Here is a 17,349-nt window from a genome sequence, read left to right as displayed (position 1 = left end):
CCTCATCTCAACGTCGCGATCCCGCGCCGGAAGTGCCAGGACCACGCGTGGCGAGACTGGCAGCGCGGGCCGGTCATCAGGGCAGGGCAGATCGGGGAACGGGCAGCTCCGGGGTCTGCCCCTGGGTGGGGGTGACCTCGTCGGCCCAGCCGGCGGCGGGCCGGTCGCTCGCGGCGGGCCGGTCGCTCGCGGCCGACCGCCGCTCGGGCTCCCCGGGCTCGGCGGGCTGGGGGACCTCGCCGGACCCGACGGCCCGCAGGGACTGCACGCGCAGCACGGCGCGGGCCACCGTCGCGGCGGCGGCGTGGATCTGGTCGACGGTGGTGAACCGGCCGACGCTGAACCGCAGGCTCTCCCGGGCGGCGGTCGCCGAACGGCCCATCGCCAGCAGCACCGGGGACGGTTCGTTCCCGGTGCCGTGGCAGGCGGAGCCCGCGGACACCGCCACGTCCGGCAGGCAGGACTGGACCGCGTCGGCGTCGGCGTCGACGAAACGCAGGTTCAGCGTGTTCGGCAGCCGCACCGGGCCGGGCCGGCCGGTGCCGTCCTCGACCGGCCCGTTGACCTCCAGGGCTCCCGCGCCGAGCCAGCCGACGAGCAGGTCGAACAGCAGCTCCGTCTGGGCCCGGTGCCGGGTGGCCTCGTCGTCCATCATCGCGGCGGCGATGCGCGCCGCGGCGCCGAAGCCGACGATGCCCGGGGTGTTGAGGGTGCCCGCGCGCAGGCCGCGTTCCTGCCCGCCGCCGTGGATCAGCGGCGTGAGGCGCGCCCGCACCGACCGGCCGGCGATCAGCGCGCCGGTGCCCTTCGGGCCGTAGATCTTGTGTGCGGACGCGACGGCAAGGTCGATGCCCGACTCGGTGACCGAGACCGGGATGCGGCCGAATGCCTGGGTGACGTCGCACAGGAACAGGGCTCCGGCCTCGTGGGCGAGGGCGGCGACCGGCCGCGGGTCGTTGAGCGTCCCCGTCTCGTTGTTGGCCGCCATGACCGCGACCAGGGCGACCTTGGCGCCCTCGCCGGCAGGACCCGAATCGCCGGCAGGACCCGAATCGGCCTCGCCGCGGCCCCGGGAGCCCCCTGAGCCCCCGGGATCCGCGGCCGGCCCGGCAATGGGTGACGGCACCGCGGCGGACGGCGGCATGGGGTGCAGCAGCGCGCGCAGGTGGGCCAGGTCGATGGCACCGCTCGGATGCACCCGGACGGTCTGCACGCTGCCCCCGTGCAGCTCGGCGGCGGCGTGCGCCGCGGCGAGGACCGCCGGATGCTCGGTGGCCCCGACCAGGACGCGCCGCCGCGTCGGGGGCGCGGTGGCGAGCACCCCGGCGATCGCCAGGTTGGCCGCCTCGGTCGCACCGCTGGTGAACACCACGTCGCGCGGGCGCGCGCCGGCCAGGATGGCGACGTCGCGACGGGCCCGATCGACGAGCCGGGCGACGGCCTGACCGGCCGGGTGCGGGCTCGCCGGGTTGGCGAAGTGCTCCCGCAGCAGCGGCAGCATGGCGTTGAGGACCTCGGGGTCGACCGGCGTCGTCGCATTGTGGTCGAGGTAGATCACGGCGTGCCCCCCGGGCCGCAGTCCGGGCAGGCCGGGTCGCGCCGGGTCCGCGGGGTGCGCAGGTCGACGTCCCACAGGTCGAGGTGGATGAGGCGGCCGACGGCCGGCTCGGCGAAACCGCCGGCGACCTTGAGCGCCTCCGTCGCGGCCAGGCAGCCCACCGTGCCCGCGACGGCGCCGAGCACCGGGAAGCCGAGCGGCTCCCAGGCCGGGTCGCCCTCGCCGAACACGCAGCGCAGGCACGGCTCCCCCGGCCGGACCACCATCAGGTACGCCTCGGTGGCGTTCATCGCGGCGACGACCAGCGGCACCCTCGCCCGCACACACAGCCGGTTGATCAGGTACCGCTCGGGGAAGTTGTGCCGGGCGTCGACGACGACGTCCGCCTCGGCGATCAGGCCGGGTACGGCCGGGTCCGCGAGGTCGCGGTCCACCGCGACGATCTCGACGCCCGGGTGGTGGGCGCGCAGGGTGTCCGCCGCGCAGAAGACCCGGGGCTCGCCGACCCGCTCCGGCCGCATGAGCGTCTGCCGGTTGAGGTCGGGCTCCTCCAGGTCGCCCGGATGGATCAGGATGAGGCGCCCGACCCCGGCGGCGGCCAGGTAGGTCGCGGCCGCCCCGCCGACACCGCCGACGCCGGCCACCAGGACCGTGGCCTGGCTCAGCCGCCGCTGGGCCGAGACCCCGAAGCCGGGGATGGTCAACTGCCGGTCGAAGCGCCGGGAAGTCTCGGCCCCGGGCGGGGCCGCCTGTACGGGCAGGATCCGCGCGGGCGGGCCGGGGCACATCGACCGCAGGCGCGGGTGGGAGTGAGACCGGGCAGTGACCATCGAGCTCTCCGCGGATTCGGCAGGACGGGTGGAAAGGCGGACTGGTCAGGCGGACTGGTCAGGCGGGTCGCCTGCCGGGAGGGGGCGGCGCCGGGCGGCCGGCAGGTCCGCGGACCCGCGGCCACCCGCCGCCGTTCCCCCCGCACGGGCGGGGCGGTCAGGCGGTCAGGCGACCAGCGCGACCCGGCCGATCTCCGGCAGCTGCTCCCTGAGCCGGGCCTCGATCACGCCGGTCAGCGTCGCGTTCGCGCTGGAGCAGCCGCCGCAGGCGCCGGTCAGGCGCAGGTGCACCTCGGCGGAGCCGGGCTGCCCGCCCCCGGCGAGGACGGCGACGACCTCGGCGTCCCCGCCGTCCCCGCGCAGCATCGGGCGGATCTCCTCCATGATCTCCTCGACCTGCTCGCGCAGCTTCGCGTCGGCCGCGGTGCGCTCGGGGTCGTCGGACGAGCCGAACGACGACCCGCATCCGCAGGAGCTCTTCGCGTTCGGGTTGGCGAAGGTGAAGCCGGAGGAGGTCAGCGTCTCGGTGTAGTCGACGCGCATCCCGCGCAGCAGATCGACGCTCGACGTGTGCACGACGACGTCGAAGCCGTCCTGCGGCAGCACGACGTCGCCGGTCTCCGCGCCGGGTACCAGCGCCAGCTTGTAGGTGTAGCCGGAGCAGCCGCCCGGGTCGACCCCGATGCGCAGGGCGAATCCCTCGGTGCCCGGGGTCGAGCCGAGCAGGTGGCGCACCTGCGCCACGGCCTTGTCGGTCAGTTCGAGGACAGTGGCGGTCGCGGTCATGGGGTGCCTACCTCCGCAGGGGCGCGGTCCGTGACGAGGCGGGCGCCGACTTCGGCCACCGCCTTGTCGATCAGGTCGTAGATCTCGACCGGCTCGATGCCGGCTTCCTCGAGCGCCTCACGCGGGCCGAGGCCGATCTTGCTGCACAGCACGGCGGCGCAGTCGGACAGCATCTCGATCGTGCGGTCGAGCTTGGAGGCGTCCTCGTCGCAGTCCGACGGGCCGTTGCAGTAACGGTCGACGTCGCGGGTCTGCACCAGGCGGGCCCAGCCCGGGCCGCCCTCGTAGATCCAGAACTCGCCGGCGTGACCGAAGTGCTGGTTGACGACGCCGCTGCCCTTGGTGGCGACCGCGACGAGGACGACCTCGTCCGGCCGGACGGGCTCGGCCGCCGGCACGTCGGGGGTGCGCGCGCCGGTGGCGATGTTCAGGGTCTGCCGGGTCGCGGCGACCTCGGTCCGCCAGCGCTCGATCTCCTCGTGCGCCTGCTGGCGGCCGGCCAGGTCGTAGGCGATCTCGCGGCCCTGGAAGGACTCGGGGGTGAACTCGTCGCCGCGGTCCTCGCCGAGCAGGCCGACCGCGTCGGCGCGGCACTGCCGGCAGTGGCGCATCATGTTCATCTCGGCGCCGTCGTCCTGCTCGCACCGGTCCTGCAGGGCCTTGAGCTCCTGCGGGGTCGGGCCGCGCTGGCCGGTCAGGCCGAAGACGGTGCCGTGCTCGGGCGCCGAGACCAGCGGCATCACGTTGTGCAGGAAGGCGCCGAGCCCCTTGACGGTCCGGGAGACTTCGACGAGGTGCTCGTCGTTGATCCCGGGGATCATCACCGAGTTGACCTTGCAGAGGATCTTCCGCTCGGTCAGCGCCGCGAGCCCCGCGAGCTGCTGCTCGGAGAGGATCTTCGACGCCTCCCGGCCGGTGTACCGCTTGCCCCGCCAGGCGACCCACGGGTAGATCCGCTCGCCGACCTCGGGGTCGATCATGTTGATCGTGATCGTGACATGGTCGACGTTGAGGTCGACGATCCGGTCGACGAACTCGGGCAGCCGCAGCCCGTTGGTCGACAGGCACAGCTTGATGTCCGGGCAGTCCCGGGCCACCAGCTCCATCGTCCGGAAGGTCGGCTTCGGGTTCGCCAGCGGGTCACCGGGCCCGGCGATCCCCAGCACGCTCATCTGCTTGATCTCGCTGGCGACCAGCTTGACCTTGGCGAGCGCGTCCTCGGGAGTCAGCAGGGTGCTCGTGACGCCCGGCCGGCTCTCGTTGGCGCAGTCGAACTTCCGGTTGCAGAAGTTGCACTGGATGTTGCAGCCAGGCGCGACCGCGACGTGCATGCGGGCGTAGTACTGGTGCGCCTCGGCGCTGTAGCACGGGTGGTTGGCGATCTTGGCGGCGATCTCAGGGTCCTGCACGGGAGCGCTGGTGCCGCAGCTCGTGGTCGTCTTGCAGCCGCCGGCCGAAGCGGGCGCCTGGGCATCGCCCCGCCGGGGGAGCCCGCCGGCGGGGGCGGCGCCGACCATCGGCAGCGCGAATGGCTCCCCGCTCACCTTCCGTCACCCTTCGCGGCGGGCGTCCCGGCGCCGACGCTCTTCCCCGTCGCCGCGGGCTGCGCGGGGCGGGCCGGGGGTCCCGGCTTGGCGGTCACCGGCGGCTTGCTGCCCGCAGGCTCGCCGGCCCCCGCCGCAGGCTTGACCGGCGTGCTGGGCTTGACCGGCGTGCTGGGCTTGACCGGCGTGGCCGGCTCGGCGGCCGCCGAGGCCGACTTGCAGTTCGCCGACCCGTGCTTGCAGGTCTTCGTCGCCGGCTCGCCGGTCGCACCGGCGGCCTGTGCCGCGGGCTCGGCCGGCACCTTCTCCGCCACAAGCACGGCGGCCGGGGACGAACCGGCGGCCGCCGTGGCAGCGGTCGCGGCGGCGGGGGTGTCGGCGGGCGCAGCCTCGTCCGCGGGCTCCTCGGGGGTGACGAGCTCGCGCTCCAGCGCGCCGACGATGCGGCCGTTTTCGAACGCCACCGCGTAGACGATGTGTTCCTGCAGGTAGAGACCGACGTTGATGACCTGGCCGCGGGTGCCGGGCTCGACCAGGATCTCGCCGATGGAGATCGCCGGGTCCGGGTAGGTGCCGTCGTTGCGCAGCGCCTTGGCGGCCATGACGACGTCGCCGACGTCGTAGGTGCTGGTGGTCATCGGGCCTCCTCCGTCCGCTCGGACGTTTCCGACGGCTGGGTGGACCCCAACCGCTGCACGGTGATCTCGGACGCCGGCACGAAGGCCGACTGCGGCGCGCGGTCCTTCAGCACCTTGAACAGGCGGTGGTCCAGCGCGCCGGCGTTGGTGAACGCCTCGTAGGAGCGGACGAGCGCGTCGCGGTAGTCGCGCAGCAGATGGCGCGGGTTCTCCGCGTCGGCCCCGGCCTCGGGCAGCTTGGCCAGCTCGCCGGCGAAGTGCTTGAGGATGTGCAGCCGGTTGACGGCCACGACCCGCGGGTCGTAGTCGACCTCCAGCAGGGTGAAGTACTCCTCGGCGGTGGAGCAGCGGTGGAACGCGGCCAGTTGGCCGGCGTCGGTGGTCGCGCTCATCGCGACGTCTCCTTCTCGGCCAGGCCCTCCAACAGGGCGATCTCGGCGTAGGCGTCGTAGGTGCGGCGGGCGACGTCGAGAATTCCCTCCCAGCCGATCGGGAGGTCCTCGGCGAGGTCGTGCAGATCGAGCTTGAGCTGGGTGGCCTTGCTCTGGAGCTTGCGCAGCCGCTGCTGGGCGGCGGCGGCGTCGAGGCCCGCGGCGTCGGGGCCCGCGGTGTTCGGGGCCGGCGGCTCAGGAGTCATCGCGGGCGACCTCGCTCCAGCGCTCGATCAGCTTGCTCGCGCCGAGCACCAGGGCCTCGCCGCGGGCGGCGAGCTCCTCGAACGAGTTGAAACCGAACCGCTGCACGTCGCGCAGCGCGTTGTCGAGCACGACGAGTCGGCCCGCAAAGATGATCACCCGGCCGAAGCCCTCGCTGTTGAGGTCGAGGATCGTCGTGGTGAACGCGCCGGTCGCCTTCTCGGTGGCGGCGGCGACGGCCTGGTAGAACGACCGCAGCCGGGCGGCGGTGGCGATGTCGAGGTCGCAGTTGGTCGCGATCGTGCGGCGCTGCTCCTTGGTCACCACGAACGGGGCGAGCAGCTGCTGGTCGGAGAACCGGTCGAGCTGGCCGTAGGAGTCGCCGGCCCGGACCTGGTCGAGCAGGTCACGCAGGAAGTCCTTCGCCTCGCTCATGCCGCGTCTCCCTTCAGCACCGCGGCGACGCTGCGGGTCCAGCTCTGCGCGGCCGGCTGCGGCTCGCGGGCCTTGAGGACCTTGCGCAGCCAGGGCGGCGGGGTCCCGGCCAGCGTCGCGACGTAGCGGGTGAGCAGGTCCTCCACGCTGGTGCCCTTGGCCACCTTCACCGGGTGGATCTTGGCCTTGACGACCTTCGCCGCGGCGGTCCCGCCGATGTCGGCGATGTTGAGGATCACGCAGTCCGTGACCGCGGCGAGCCTGGATTCGATCTTGTCCTGCTCGTCGTCGGACGCCGCCTCCAGCAGGCGGGTCTCCAGCAGGTGTGACCCCTCGGGGCCGACCTCGTAGACGTCGAACCGTCGGCACCAGCCGAAGTGCTGGTCCACAGCGGTGCCGTCGCTGGTCGCGAAGGCGATCTTCAACACGGGGACTCCTGGAACAGGTTGTCGAGTTCGTCGGGTTCTGCCGTGCCGCGCCCCTGCTGGGGGATCTCGGTGGCGGCGAGATGACCGGCCGCGGCGGATCCCGGCGAGGCGGGCTGCGGCGGGTGGCCCGGACGGGCGTGCGCGTGCCCGTGGTCGAGGACACGATTCGCCGCGTCGAGCAGCAGCCGCAGGCTGCCGGCGTAGCCGGCGGTGCCGGCCAGCGCCGCCCCGAGCCGGTCGAAGATCGGGAACCCGATCGGCAGGAACGCGGCGCCGATCCGCTCGGCGATTCCCCGGGCGTGGCTGGAGCCGAGGACGAGCTCGGCACCGGCTGCCTGCGCCCGTTCGGCGAACTCGGCCAGGTCGCCGATGACGACCTGGGCCCACGGCGCGTCGGCGAGGGCCGGCGCCGGAGTCGGCGACACCGCGGTCACGATCTCGGCGCCGACGTCGCGCAGCAGCGAACCAGCGGCCAGCAGGGTCTCGGGCTCCCCGGCGATCGCCACCCGGACGCCGCCGAGGACGAAGTGCGCGTCGAGCAGGCCGTCGGCGAGGCGGGCTCGGGCCCGGCGGACCTGCTCGGGAGCGGTCCGGCCGGTGAGCGCCATCAACTCCGCGACCAGGGAGTCCGTCTCGGTCAGGCCGGACAGGTGCCGGTGGCGCAGCAGCCGGGCACCGGTGCGGGCGGCGAGCAGCTCGCCCGCGGGGGCGGCGGTGGCGCCCGCGACGAGCACGGCGCCGGCGCGGCGCAGCGAGCGCAGCTCGGCGAGGCCCGCGCCGCCGGTCGTCGTCGGCTGCCAGGCCGGGGCAAGATGGCCGTCGACCGAGGCCGACAGGTCCGGCACCAGCACGGGGTCGAGCCCGAACGCCCGGACCAGCCCGGCGACCTCGTCGAGGTCGGCCGCGGTGAGTGCGGGACCGGCAAGGACGGCGACCAGCTCCCGGTCGGCGGCGTCCTCGTCGGTCGTACCGGCCCGCCGGGACAGGGGCGAGGCCGGGACGGTGGTGGTGGCCGGCGCCGCGGCGGGGATCGCGCGGGCGGCGCCGGCCAGCATGGTGGCGGCCGACGACGTGGCGGCCGACGACGTGGCGGCCGACGACGTGGCGGCCGACGTGGCGGCGGGGAGGGTGGCGGCCGGCGGGGCGGAGGCGGCGATGAGCGCGGTCGGCGCGTCCGAGCCGGCCTCGGCCGTCATCGGCGCGGGCACCACCGCCCGGATCAGCGCCTCCAGCGCGGCCGACCAGCCGTCGGACAGCCCGCCGAGGAAGTCCGGGGTGGACACCCCGATGATCAGCGGCGCGGTGTCGGTGTCGGCGTCGGCCCAGGTGGCCAGGTAGGTGCGCAACTGGCCGCCGACGTCCTCCCCGGAGACCTCGGTGACGCCCGTGGTGAGCAGGCCGATGATCGCCGGGCGCTGCTTCTTGCGGATGGCGTCGAGGGTGGCGACCATGGCCTCGCCGCTGCCCATGACCGCGGTCACCTCGCTGATCGCCGTGGTCTGCAGCGGGATCGGCTCGTTGAAATGCCGAGTCAGCAGGGCCTTGGCGAACGACGCGCAGCCCTGCGACCCATGCATGATCGGCAGCGAGTCGGCGAGGCCGAGGAAGACGAGCGCGGCGCCGAGCGGCTGGCTGAACTTGAGCGGGTCGATCGCGGCGCGCCGCTCCCCGGTGATGATCTCGGCCATCAGTGGGCTCCGACCAGGTCCCAGGGGGCGGGCCGGCGGACCTGCTCCCAGACCGGGCTCGCGATCGCCATGTCCAGGCGGCGGGCGAACTCGACCATGCCGGTGTAGCCCGCGTAGGGGATGTGCCGCTCCTGGTTGATGTCGAGGAACGGCAGCCGGCCCTTGAGCGCGGTGTACTGGTTGCGGCCGCCGGCGACGAGGATGTCGGCGCCGGTCTCCTCCGCCACCCGCAGCAGTTCCCGCGGGCTCCCCTCGGAGATCATCTTGGTGTCGCCGAGCAGCTCACGGATCTTGTCGACGTCGCCGTCGGAGCTCTTGGTGATGCCGCTGCCGACAACCTCGATGCCGAGGTCCTGCAGCGCGGAGACGATCGACCAGCTCTTGACGCCGCCGGTGTAGAGCACGGCCTTGCGGCCGGCGAGCCGGGCGCGGTAGGGCGCGATCGCGGCCTCGACGGCCGCCTCCTCGACGGCGATGAGTTCCTCCGTGCGGCGGGAGAGCTCGTCGTCATCGAGCAGACGGGCGAAGCCCCGCAAGGTGTCGCCCATCGCGCTGACGCCATAGAAGCTGCCCTCGAACCACGGGATGCCGTAGCGCTCCTCCAGGCCGCGGGCGAGGCCCAGCAGCGCCCGGGAGCAGACGACCATGGTCGCCTTCGCGCGGTGGGCCGCGGCGATGTCGCGGTAGCGGGCGTCCCCGCTGATGCAGGACCGGACCCGGATCCCCAGCCGGGTCAGCAGCGGCACGACGTCCCACAGCTCGCCGGCGATGTTGTACTCGCCGATGAGGTTGACGTCGAGGTCGGTGACGTCGCCCGGCTCGACGGTGCCGATCACGTGGTCCAGCAGGGTCTGACCGGCGATCTTGTTGCCGAGGTTCTTGTTCCCGACGAAGCCCGGGGCATCGACCGGGATCACCGGCACCCCGGTCTGCTCCGCGGCGGCCGCGCAGACCGCGCCGAGATCGTCGCCGATCATCGCGGTGACGCAGGTGGAGTAGACGAAGACCGCGGGCGGCGCGTACCGCTCGATGACCTCGCAGATCGTGTCGAACAGGCGCTGCTCGCCCCCGAGCACCACGTCGCTCTCGGTCATGTCGGTGGTGAAGCCGTGGCGGAACAGCGTCGGCCCGGAGGACAGGCTGCCCCGGCCGTCCCAGGAGTTGCCGGCGCAGGCGATCGGGCCGTGCACGATGTGGGCGCTGTCGGCGATCGGGACGAGGGTGATCATCGCCCCGTCGAAGGTGCAGCCGCCGGAGGTACCACCCGGCTTGGGCTTGGGGCAGCCCGCCTTGCGAGCCTTGGCGCTCTTGGCGTTGTTGTGGTCGCAGGCCGTCTCGGTGAATAGGGCGGCACGTTCAGTAGCAGCCATGGGCCATCCTCGGGAGGGGGCGGTCCTCGGGAGAGGCTGGACAGGGGGGTCGATCGGCCCGGGAGGGAGCCGATCGACCCGGCGCGGGGAGATGTCGCCATCGGTCGACCCGCGGGGGGTGGTCGACCGGCCGCAGGGAGCGCGGTGGGCGCGGCCGGCCGACCACGTTCGGATCCGGCTGGGAGCCGGCCCGGCTACAGCACGGCGCCGATCAGCGAACGGCGTCGAAGCTGTGGTCGGGGGCGTTGCGGTCCATCTCGTCGAGGATCGTGTTGACGAGCTGGGTGAGCAGGTGCAGACCGCCCGTGTACCCGATGATCGGGAACCGGTGCAGGTGGTGCCGGTCGAAGATCGGGAACCCGACCCGGACCAGCGGCACGTTCGCCTCGCGGGAGATGTACTTCAGCTGCATGCTGCCGATGAGCACATCGACCGGCTCGGTGAAGACCAGCGACCGCAGGTGCCAGAGGTCCTTCTCCGGCCACACGGTCGCCTCCTCGCCGAACTTGCTGGCGGAGAGCACCTTCTCCATGCGGGCGGGGAAGGAGGTGTCGGCGTTCGTGCTCACGATGTGCACCGGGATCATCCCGAGCTCGAGCACGAAGCGGGTCAGCGCGACGACGAGGTCCGGGTCGCCGGCGATGGCCACCCGCTTGCCGTGCACGTAGGCATGCGAGTCGGTGATCGCGTCGACCAGGCGGCCGCGCTCGGCGGTCAGCTCCGCCGGGACCTCGACCTCCGCGACCTTGGCCACCGCGGTCAGGAAGGCGTCCGTGCCCTTGACCCCGAGGGGGGTCTCGAGCAGGATCGTGTCCTGCTTCCAGTCCTTCTCGATGTACTCGGCCGTCCGGCGCAGCGTGGACTCCTGCAGCACCAGGCTCGCGCGGCTGAACTTCGCCAGCGCCCCCTCCGCGAGCGGGGTGCCGCCCGGGTAGAGGTCGTACTCGCCGTCCGCCGGGGAGTCCAGCGAGCTGGAGTGGTCGCCCAGGATCAGCGGGTCGACCCCCATCAGCTCGAGGATGCGCTTGTACTCGCGGTGGTTGCCGATGTACGTGTCGAACCCGGGGATGACGTTCAGCCGGACCTTGTCGGACTTCGCCACCTTCGACGCGTCCGCGTCGGGGGACTTCGCCAGCATCTCGAGGATGCCCTTGAGCATCACGTCGTAGCCGGTGATGTGCGAGCCCACGAAGGACGGGGTGTGGGCGTACGACACCGGGAAGTCCTGGGTGATCGCTTCCTGGTCGCGGGCCGCGCCGATGTAGGCGAACAGGTCCTCACCGATGACCTCGGCCATGCAGGTGGTGCTGATCGCGATGTGCTTCGGCTTGTAGAGGGCGGTGATGTTCTCCATCGCCTCGACGAGGTTGTTGATCCCGCCGAACACGGCGGCGTCCTCGGTCATCGAGGTGGAGGCGGCGGGCACCGGCTCCTTGAAGTGCCGGGCGAAGTGGCTGCGGAAGTACGCCACGCAGCCCTGCGACCCGTGCACCAGCGGCATGGTGCCCTCGAACCCGAGCGCGGCGAGCACCGCACCGAGCGGCTGGCAGGCCTTGGCCGGGTTGACGGTCAGGGCCTCCCGGGCGAAGTTCTTCTCCCGGTACTCCCACCCGCGGGTCCAGTCGAGGACCCGCTGGACCTCTTCCTTCGGGGCCGCGTTCTCGAACTCGCGCTTGCCCTCGAACTGCTTCTGGTAGACCTCGTCGCGGAAGATGTCGTTGTGGTCAAGGACCCGCAGCGGGACCGCGCTGGTGTGCTCGGGGGTCGTCGTCACCGGACGTCCCTCCTCTCCCCTGTGGGGCTTGTCCCCAGGTGGGGCTTGAGGCCTGCCGCGGCAGCCGCCAGCGACCGTTTCTCCGGTCACGGGGTCGCTGGCGGCTGCGTTCGGCCAGGCCTGGATGAACTACTGGTCAGCTACTGCTGGGCGCCTGGCGCCCGGATGCCCGCAGGGCGGCGGATCAGGCGACCTCGCCGGCCTTCGACCAGGGGGCCTCGAGGAGGTCCCAGGCCGGGCTGTTGATGGCGATGTCCATGTCCCGGGCGAAGACCGCGAAGCCGTCGACGCCGTGGTAGGGCCCGGAGTAGTCCCAGGAGTGCATCTGCCGGAAGGGGATGCCCATCTTGTGGAAGACGTACTTCTCCTTGACGCCCGCACCCATCAGGTCCGGCTTGAGGAACTTGGCGAACTCCTCGAGCTCGAACGCGGTCGGGTCGTCGTAGAGGACGGTGCCTTCCTTGAGCATGCCGTAGGTCCGGGTGTAGTCGTCCTTGTGGGCGAACTCGTAGCCGGTGCCGACGACCTCCATGCCGAGGTCCTCGTACGCGCCGATGGTGTGCCGGGGGCGCAGGCCACCGACGGCGAGCATGACGCGCTTGCCCTCGAGCCGCGGCCGGAACGCCTTGGTGATCTCGTCGAAGCGCACCTGGTACCGAGCGATCGCCGCCTCGGTCTTCGCCTTGATCTCGTCGTCGAAGAACTCGGCGATCTTGCGCATGGAGGAGATGATCTTCGTGGGACCGAAGAAGTTGAACTCGGTCCAGGGAGTGCCGAAGCGCTCCTCCATGGTGGTGCAGATGTAGTTCATCGAGCGGTAGCAGTGGATCAGGTTGAGCTTCGACAGGTGCGTCGAGGCCATCTCGTTGATCGTGCCGTCGCCGGACCACTGGGCGATGACCCGCAGGCCCATCTCCTCGAGGATGCGCCGGGAGGCCCAGGCGTCACCGCCGATGTTGTAGTCACCGATCAGCGCGACGTCGTAGTCGGTCTGCTCGAAGGAGTCGCCGCCGGTGCCGAGCACGTGGTCGCGGACAGCGTCGTTCGCGATGTGGTGACCCAGCGACTGGCTGACGCCACGGAAGCCTTCGCAGCGGACGGGGATGACCGGGATGTCGAGCTTCTTGGAGGACTTCTTGGCGACCGCCTCGATGTCGTCCCCGATCAGACCGATCGGGCACTCGGACTGCACCGAGATGCCCTTGGCCAGCGGGAACAACTCGACGATCTCGTCGCAGACCTTCTCCAGCTTGGGGTCACCGCCGAAGACGATGTCCTTCTCCTGGAAGTCCGTCGTGATCTGCATCGCCGTGAAGTTGTCGATGCCAAGGTGACCGTGGGCGTAGTTGCGCCGGGTCGCCCAGGAGTACTGACCGCAGCCGACCGGGCCGTGGCTGATGGTGACCATGTCCTTCACCGGGCCCCACACCACACCCTTGGAACCGGCGTAGGCGCAGCCGCGGATCGTCATGACCCCGGGCCGGGACTTGATGTTGGACTTGACCTCGCACTCCTTCGACCCCTCGGGGTCGTTGGCCTTGAGGTGCTTGGCCCGGAACTTGGCTGCCTTCTTGGGGTACTGAGACAGAACCTCGGCGATCATCGCCTCGGTCTCGGCCCGCTCGGGTGCCGGTGTCGTCGTCATGGTCGGGACCTCATCCTCGACGGTGTCGGTGCAGGTGGGAGTGGGATCGTCAGGCGACGGCGGCGGCCTTGCCGATCACGCTCTCGTCCTCCTGCGCCATGATCCCGAAGTCGATGAGGAGCTCCTCGAGCTCGTCCATCGTGATCGGGGTCGGGATCGTCTTCATGTCGTTGTTGACGATCTTGTTGGCCAGCTGGCGGTACTCGTCGGCCTGGCTGTTCTTCGGGTCGTACTCGATGACCGTCATCCGGCGCAGCTCGGCGTGCTGCACGACGTTGTTACGCGGGATGAAGTGGATCATCTGGGTGTTGAGACGGCGGGCGAGCTCCATGATCAGCTCGTCCTCGCGGTCGGTCTTGCGGCTGTTGCAGATGAGCCCGCCGAGCCGGACACCGCCGGAGTGCGCGTACTTCAGGATGCCTCGGGCGATGTTGTTCGCCGCGTACATCGCCATCATCTCGCCGGAGGTGACGATGTAGATCTCCTGCGCCTTGCCCTGGCGGATCGGCATCGCGAAGCCACCACACACAACGTCACCGAGGACGTCGTAGGTGACGAAGTCGAGGTCCTCGTACGCGCCGGCCTCCTCCAGGTAGGTGATGGAGGTGATGACGCCACGGCCGGCGCAGCCCACACCCGGCTCCGGGCCACCGGACTCGACGCACTTGATGCCCCACTGGCCCTCGACGAGCACCTCGTCGAGCTCCAGGTCCTCGACCGAACCCTTCTCGGCGGCGAGCTGGATGACGGAGGTCTGCGCCTTCGAGTGCAGGATCAGGCGGGTCGAGTCAGCCTTCGGGTCGCAGCCGACGATCATGACCCGCTGGCCCATCTCGGCCATGGCCGCCATGGTGTTCTGCTGGGTGGTGGACTTGCCGATACCACCCTTGCCGTAGAAGGCGATCTGGCGCATGCGGTGCTCCTCCTTGGGACGGTTGCCCGGCGCGCGGTCACCGGGGCTCGGCCATGCCGATCGGGCTGGCCGGGCCGCTCGGCCCGCGGGCTGCCGGACGTGCCGCCGGTCGGATTGGACCGGGACGTCGGCACTACCGTTGTGCTGGTCGTACGACCCCGTGACGCGGGGCAGGTCGGTCAGACCTGCTCTTCGCGCCGGGGGGCCTCCACTCGGGGGGTCGGCATCTCTACCCGCCCGAGAAGCTCCTGGAAGTCGCGGCCGTGAAGGCCGCGCTTGCGCTGGGTGGCGGCGACACGGACCCGCTCCAGCAGGGGTTCGATCTCGTCGTCCTCGGCGGTCAGCCCGTACTGCTCGAGCGCGTAGCGCACCGAGGCCCGCCCGCTGTGCTTGCCGATCGCCAGCCGCCGACGCCCGCCGACCTCGGCGGGGTCGAACGGCTCGTACGTCGCCGGGTGGCGCAGGATGCCGTGCACGTGGATGCCCGACTCATGCGCGAACACCGACTCGCCGACCACCGCCTTGCCTGCCGGCAGCGGCCGGCGCGCGGCCCGCGACACCAGCCGCGCGAGGCTGCGAAACGACGTCGTGTCCAGGTCGACGGGCAGTTTCAGCAGGTGCCGAAGCGCCATGGCGACCTCTTCGATCGGGGCGTTCCCGGCGCGTTCGCCCAGGCCCAGCACGGTGGTGCTGACCCAGGTGAACCCCGCCTGGACGGCGGCGATGGTGTTGGCCGTCGCCAGGCCGAAGTCGTCGTGGGCGTGGATCTCCCACGGCCCCGGGACCGCCCTGACCAGTCGCCCCAGCCGATCGTGCGCGCTCACCGGGTCGAGCAGGCCGACGGTGTCGGCCCAGCGCAGCCTGGTGACGCCCAGTTCCCGCAGTTCGCCCGCCAGGTCCGTGACGAACGCGTCGTCGGCGCGGGAGGCGTCCTCGAAACCGACGCTCACCCGCATCCCGCGGTCCGTCGCGTCCGCGACACACTCGCGGACCCGCTGCCGCGCCCAGGCCCGATCCCGCCCCAACTTGCTCTTCAGGTGCAAGTCGGAGACCGGGATGGTCAGGTGCGCGGTGACGAGGCCGCAGCTTGCCGCGGCCTCGACGTCGCGGCGGTCGGCCCGGCACCAGCCCACGATCTCCGCCTGCGGATCGGTTGCGAGGATCTCCCGCAGCACGTCCCGCTCGGTGACACCCATCGCCGGGATTCCGGCTTCGATCTGGTGTACTCCGATGGCGTCCAGGGCAGCGGCGATGGCGAGTTTCTCGGCCGCGGTGAATGCGACGCCAGGCGCCTGCTCGCCGTCGCGGAGCGTGGTGTCGCAGAATTTGATCGCCGCGTCCGGCTGTATCGCCGTGGCAGATGAGCTGGGAAAACGGGGGTCTCGCACTGTCATCACCAGCCGTTGCTCCGGGACTGAAGACCATGGGCTGCGCCGCGAACTGTGGTTCTGTGTTTGTTCGGCGGCGACACGAATCAGACTAGGAGGCGATTATTTCGAGGCTGCAAGCGCCGGTAACTTCCCGGTTAACAGGTATTCTCGGCGATTGAGTGCAAGCTTTTCCTTCGAGATATCTCGAAGGATATCCGCAAGGAAAAATCTATCCTTGGACTTTTCCTTGGGGGTCTTCGGGCGGGCCGGAAGTGGCGGAGCTCCCCCGGCAGGGTGGGCCGCCCAGGGCGACCGGGGGCCCACGGAGTCGCGCACCTCACCGAGGGCGGTGCCCCGGCCGAACGAAAAGGAGCCGCGGTCGATGCGTCCGACCGTGCAGACGCCAGGTTATCCGACCGGGCGGCTCGAACGATTCCTTTCCGTAGCGCAAATGTTACGGAAAGGAAGCCGAGGGGGGTCACGGGGGGCTCTCGGCGGCGGTGCGGAGTACGCACTAATCGGCACGTCCCGATGGCGTCACCATCGTCCTGTGCAGCGAGGGTTAACGTTATCGAAACCCTTGAACTTCTTCCTGGGTTGGACCTCGCCGGACGGGTCGGATATCTTATGGATAACAAAAAGACGCCGGGCGAAGCCGGGCGAGGCCGGCCCGGCAGCACGCAGTGCTTTCCCTCGGGAAGCGGAAGGAGCTGGGCGTGTCGGTACACGTATACGCGGGGTACTTCGGTTGCCAGCCGGGATGGTAGAGATGTCGGAGGCGCAGATGATCGGTGTGCCGACCGACGCCCCCGGGACCTGGGAGGACCTGCGGGCAGCCGTGGTGGGGAACAACGGAGTCTTCAGGACCACCATGGGCATGCTGCGGGAGATCGGTGGCTACGGCCGGCTCGGGACGAACGTGCGGCAGATCCTCAGCCGCAACCTCGCGGGCATCGGTCTCGGTCACCTACCCATGGAGCTGCCGGCATACCAGGACAAGGAGATCCTGCTCTTCCAGTACGGCACCCCCGCGGCCGAGATCGTGGAAGCCGTCCGCGAGGGCGCCTCGGACGGAGCCGAGACCGCCCTGATCCGGCTGAACTCGTCGCAGGACATCGCCAAGGTGCGTGACGCCTCCCTGAAGGCGGTCGAGCTTCTGTCGATCCTGAACGACCGATGCCGGGACTGCATGCGTCCACTGCGGTGAACGACCGGTAGGCGGCTTCCCTCAGCGATACTCGCCGATCGCCGAGGCGCCGCCTGCCAGTCGAGTCGGTTCGGGAGGATTGCGGCCACCGCCTGCGGGCATGGAGACGGCGGCTACCACGGGCTTTCTCTCGGAGTGGCGGCCTGGGGCGCCGCTGCGAGAGAAAGCCTGGGTCACCGTCTGACCACGACCGCCCGGCCCGCGATCGCGACCCCGACCGGACACCGCCCATACTGGTCACCGACCGTATCGATCCGACGCCCCGCCCGGCGCCGATCCGATACGGTCGGTGACCCCTGCCCCGCTCCGGCCCGATCCACGGGCCTCATCCGGAGCGGGCGATCCGTCCTGCCCGGCCCGCGCCTTCCGGGCCGGGCATCTCGACGTCACCGTCGACCTGCCGGCCGGCGTCACCGCCTGGCTACTCTCCTACGCCGACGAGGTCCTCGGCGCGGCCGGGGCCCCACTGATCAGCGGTTTCCCTTCGGGACACCCGCTTACTGATCAATAGGCAAGTAGCCTGGAAAC

At 71.3% G+C, this 17,349-nt stretch carries 17 protein-coding genes; 2 read left to right on the top strand and 15 right to left on the bottom strand.

Annotated features, from left to right (window positions below; all coding sequences use genetic code 11):
• Positions 1-76 precede the first annotated feature (76 nt).
• The 15 genes from FRAQA3DRAFT_RS23445 to nifV form a co-directional block, all read right to left on the bottom strand.
• Positions 77-1,558 carry a cysteine desulfurase family protein gene (locus FRAQA3DRAFT_RS23445; protein WP_009741536.1) on the bottom strand — a complete coding sequence of 494 codons (1,482 nt, stop codon included), beginning with the start codon at positions 1,556-1,558 and terminating at the stop codon, positions 77-79.
• Positions 1,555-2,388 carry a HesA/MoeB/ThiF family protein gene (locus FRAQA3DRAFT_RS23440; protein ID WP_009741535.1) on the bottom strand — a complete coding sequence of 278 codons (834 nt, stop codon included), beginning with the start codon at positions 2,386-2,388 and terminating at the stop codon, positions 1,555-1,557. Before FRAQA3DRAFT_RS23440 ends, FRAQA3DRAFT_RS23445 begins: the two co-directional genes overlap by 4 nt.
• A gap of 165 nt (positions 2,389-2,553) precedes the next feature.
• Positions 2,554-3,174 carry an iron-sulfur cluster assembly accessory protein gene (locus tag FRAQA3DRAFT_RS23435; protein ID WP_009741534.1) on the bottom strand — a complete coding sequence of 207 codons (621 nt, stop codon included), beginning with the start codon at positions 3,172-3,174 and terminating at the stop codon, positions 2,554-2,556.
• Positions 3,171-4,691, bottom strand: coding sequence for a nitrogenase cofactor biosynthesis protein NifB (gene nifB / locus FRAQA3DRAFT_RS23430; protein WP_083873778.1), 1,521 nt, complete (start codon positions 4,689-4,691; stop codon positions 3,171-3,173). Before nifB ends, FRAQA3DRAFT_RS23435 begins: the two co-directional genes overlap by 4 nt.
• Before the next feature lie 23 nt (positions 4,692-4,714).
• A complete protein-coding gene (locus FRAQA3DRAFT_RS23425; RefSeq protein WP_009741532.1) occupies positions 4,715-5,356 on the bottom strand; it encodes a nitrogen fixation protein NifZ in 642 nt (213 codons plus the stop codon).
• Positions 5,353-5,748: a nitrogenase-stabilizing/protective protein NifW gene (gene nifW, locus FRAQA3DRAFT_RS23420; RefSeq protein ID WP_009741531.1), complete on the bottom strand. Its 396-nt coding sequence runs from the start codon at positions 5,746-5,748 to the stop codon at positions 5,353-5,355. Before nifW ends, FRAQA3DRAFT_RS23425 begins: the two co-directional genes overlap by 4 nt.
• Positions 5,745-5,993 carry a CCE_0567 family metalloprotein gene (locus FRAQA3DRAFT_RS23415; protein WP_009741530.1) on the bottom strand — a complete coding sequence of 83 codons (249 nt, stop codon included), beginning with the start codon at positions 5,991-5,993 and terminating at the stop codon, positions 5,745-5,747. The genes nifW and FRAQA3DRAFT_RS23415 overlap by 4 nt, the downstream gene beginning before the upstream one ends.
• Entirely contained in the window at positions 5,983-6,426 is a 444-nt protein-coding gene (locus FRAQA3DRAFT_RS23410; RefSeq protein ID WP_009741529.1) for a NifX-associated nitrogen fixation protein, read from the bottom strand. The genes FRAQA3DRAFT_RS23415 and FRAQA3DRAFT_RS23410 overlap by 11 nt, the downstream gene beginning before the upstream one ends.
• Positions 6,423-6,854, bottom strand: a complete 432-nt coding sequence (nifX, locus tag FRAQA3DRAFT_RS23405) for a nitrogen fixation protein NifX (protein WP_009741528.1) — start codon at positions 6,852-6,854, stop codon at positions 6,423-6,425. The genes FRAQA3DRAFT_RS23410 and nifX overlap by 4 nt, the downstream gene beginning before the upstream one ends.
• A complete protein-coding gene (locus FRAQA3DRAFT_RS23400; RefSeq protein ID WP_009741527.1) occupies positions 6,848-8,542 on the bottom strand; it encodes a nitrogenase component 1 in 1,695 nt (564 codons plus the stop codon). The genes nifX and FRAQA3DRAFT_RS23400 overlap by 7 nt, the downstream gene beginning before the upstream one ends.
• Positions 8,542-9,912 (bottom strand): nitrogenase iron-molybdenum cofactor biosynthesis protein NifE, encoded by a 1,371-nt coding sequence (nifE, locus tag FRAQA3DRAFT_RS23395; protein ID WP_009741526.1) that lies wholly within the window; start codon positions 9,910-9,912, stop codon positions 8,542-8,544. Before nifE ends, FRAQA3DRAFT_RS23400 begins: the two co-directional genes overlap by 1 nt.
• A gap of 211 nt (positions 9,913-10,123) precedes the next feature.
• Positions 10,124-11,686 (bottom strand): nitrogenase molybdenum-iron protein subunit beta, encoded by a 1,563-nt coding sequence (gene nifK / locus FRAQA3DRAFT_RS23390; protein WP_009741525.1) that lies wholly within the window; start codon positions 11,684-11,686, stop codon positions 10,124-10,126.
• 184 nt (positions 11,687-11,870) lie between these two features.
• Complete coding sequence (nifD, locus tag FRAQA3DRAFT_RS23385; RefSeq protein WP_009741524.1) at positions 11,871-13,331, bottom strand: nitrogenase molybdenum-iron protein alpha chain; 1,461 nt, start codon at positions 13,329-13,331, stop codon at positions 11,871-11,873.
• 49 nt (positions 13,332-13,380) lie between these two features.
• On the bottom strand, positions 13,381-14,244 hold the full coding sequence (gene nifH / locus FRAQA3DRAFT_RS23380) for a nitrogenase iron protein (RefSeq protein ID WP_009741523.1): 864 nt from the start codon (positions 14,242-14,244) through the stop codon (positions 13,381-13,383).
• Between the two features lie 179 nt (positions 14,245-14,423).
• Positions 14,424-15,641, bottom strand: coding sequence for a homocitrate synthase (nifV, locus tag FRAQA3DRAFT_RS23375; protein ID WP_009741522.1), 1,218 nt, complete (start codon positions 15,639-15,641; stop codon positions 14,424-14,426).
• Positions 15,642-16,383: 742 nt separating this feature from the next.
• Between nifV and FRAQA3DRAFT_RS23370 the strand changes: the two genes are divergently transcribed.
• Both FRAQA3DRAFT_RS23370 and FRAQA3DRAFT_RS23365 read left to right on the top strand, forming a co-directional pair.
• A complete protein-coding gene (locus tag FRAQA3DRAFT_RS23370) occupies positions 16,384-16,821 on the top strand; it encodes a hypothetical protein (protein WP_035921398.1) in 438 nt (145 codons plus the stop codon).
• Between the two features lie 289 nt (positions 16,822-17,110).
• Entirely contained in the window at positions 17,111-17,332 is a 222-nt protein-coding gene (locus FRAQA3DRAFT_RS23365; RefSeq protein WP_035921396.1) for a hypothetical protein, read from the top strand.
• Positions 17,333-17,349: the final 17 nt, after the last annotated feature.

This window comes from Frankia sp. QA3 (assembly GCF_000262465.1).
GTDB lineage: Bacteria > Actinomycetota > Actinomycetes > Frankiales > Frankiaceae > Frankia.
The sequence above is the reverse complement of the archived record's forward strand: the minus strand, read 5'-3'. Positions and strand labels throughout refer to the sequence as shown.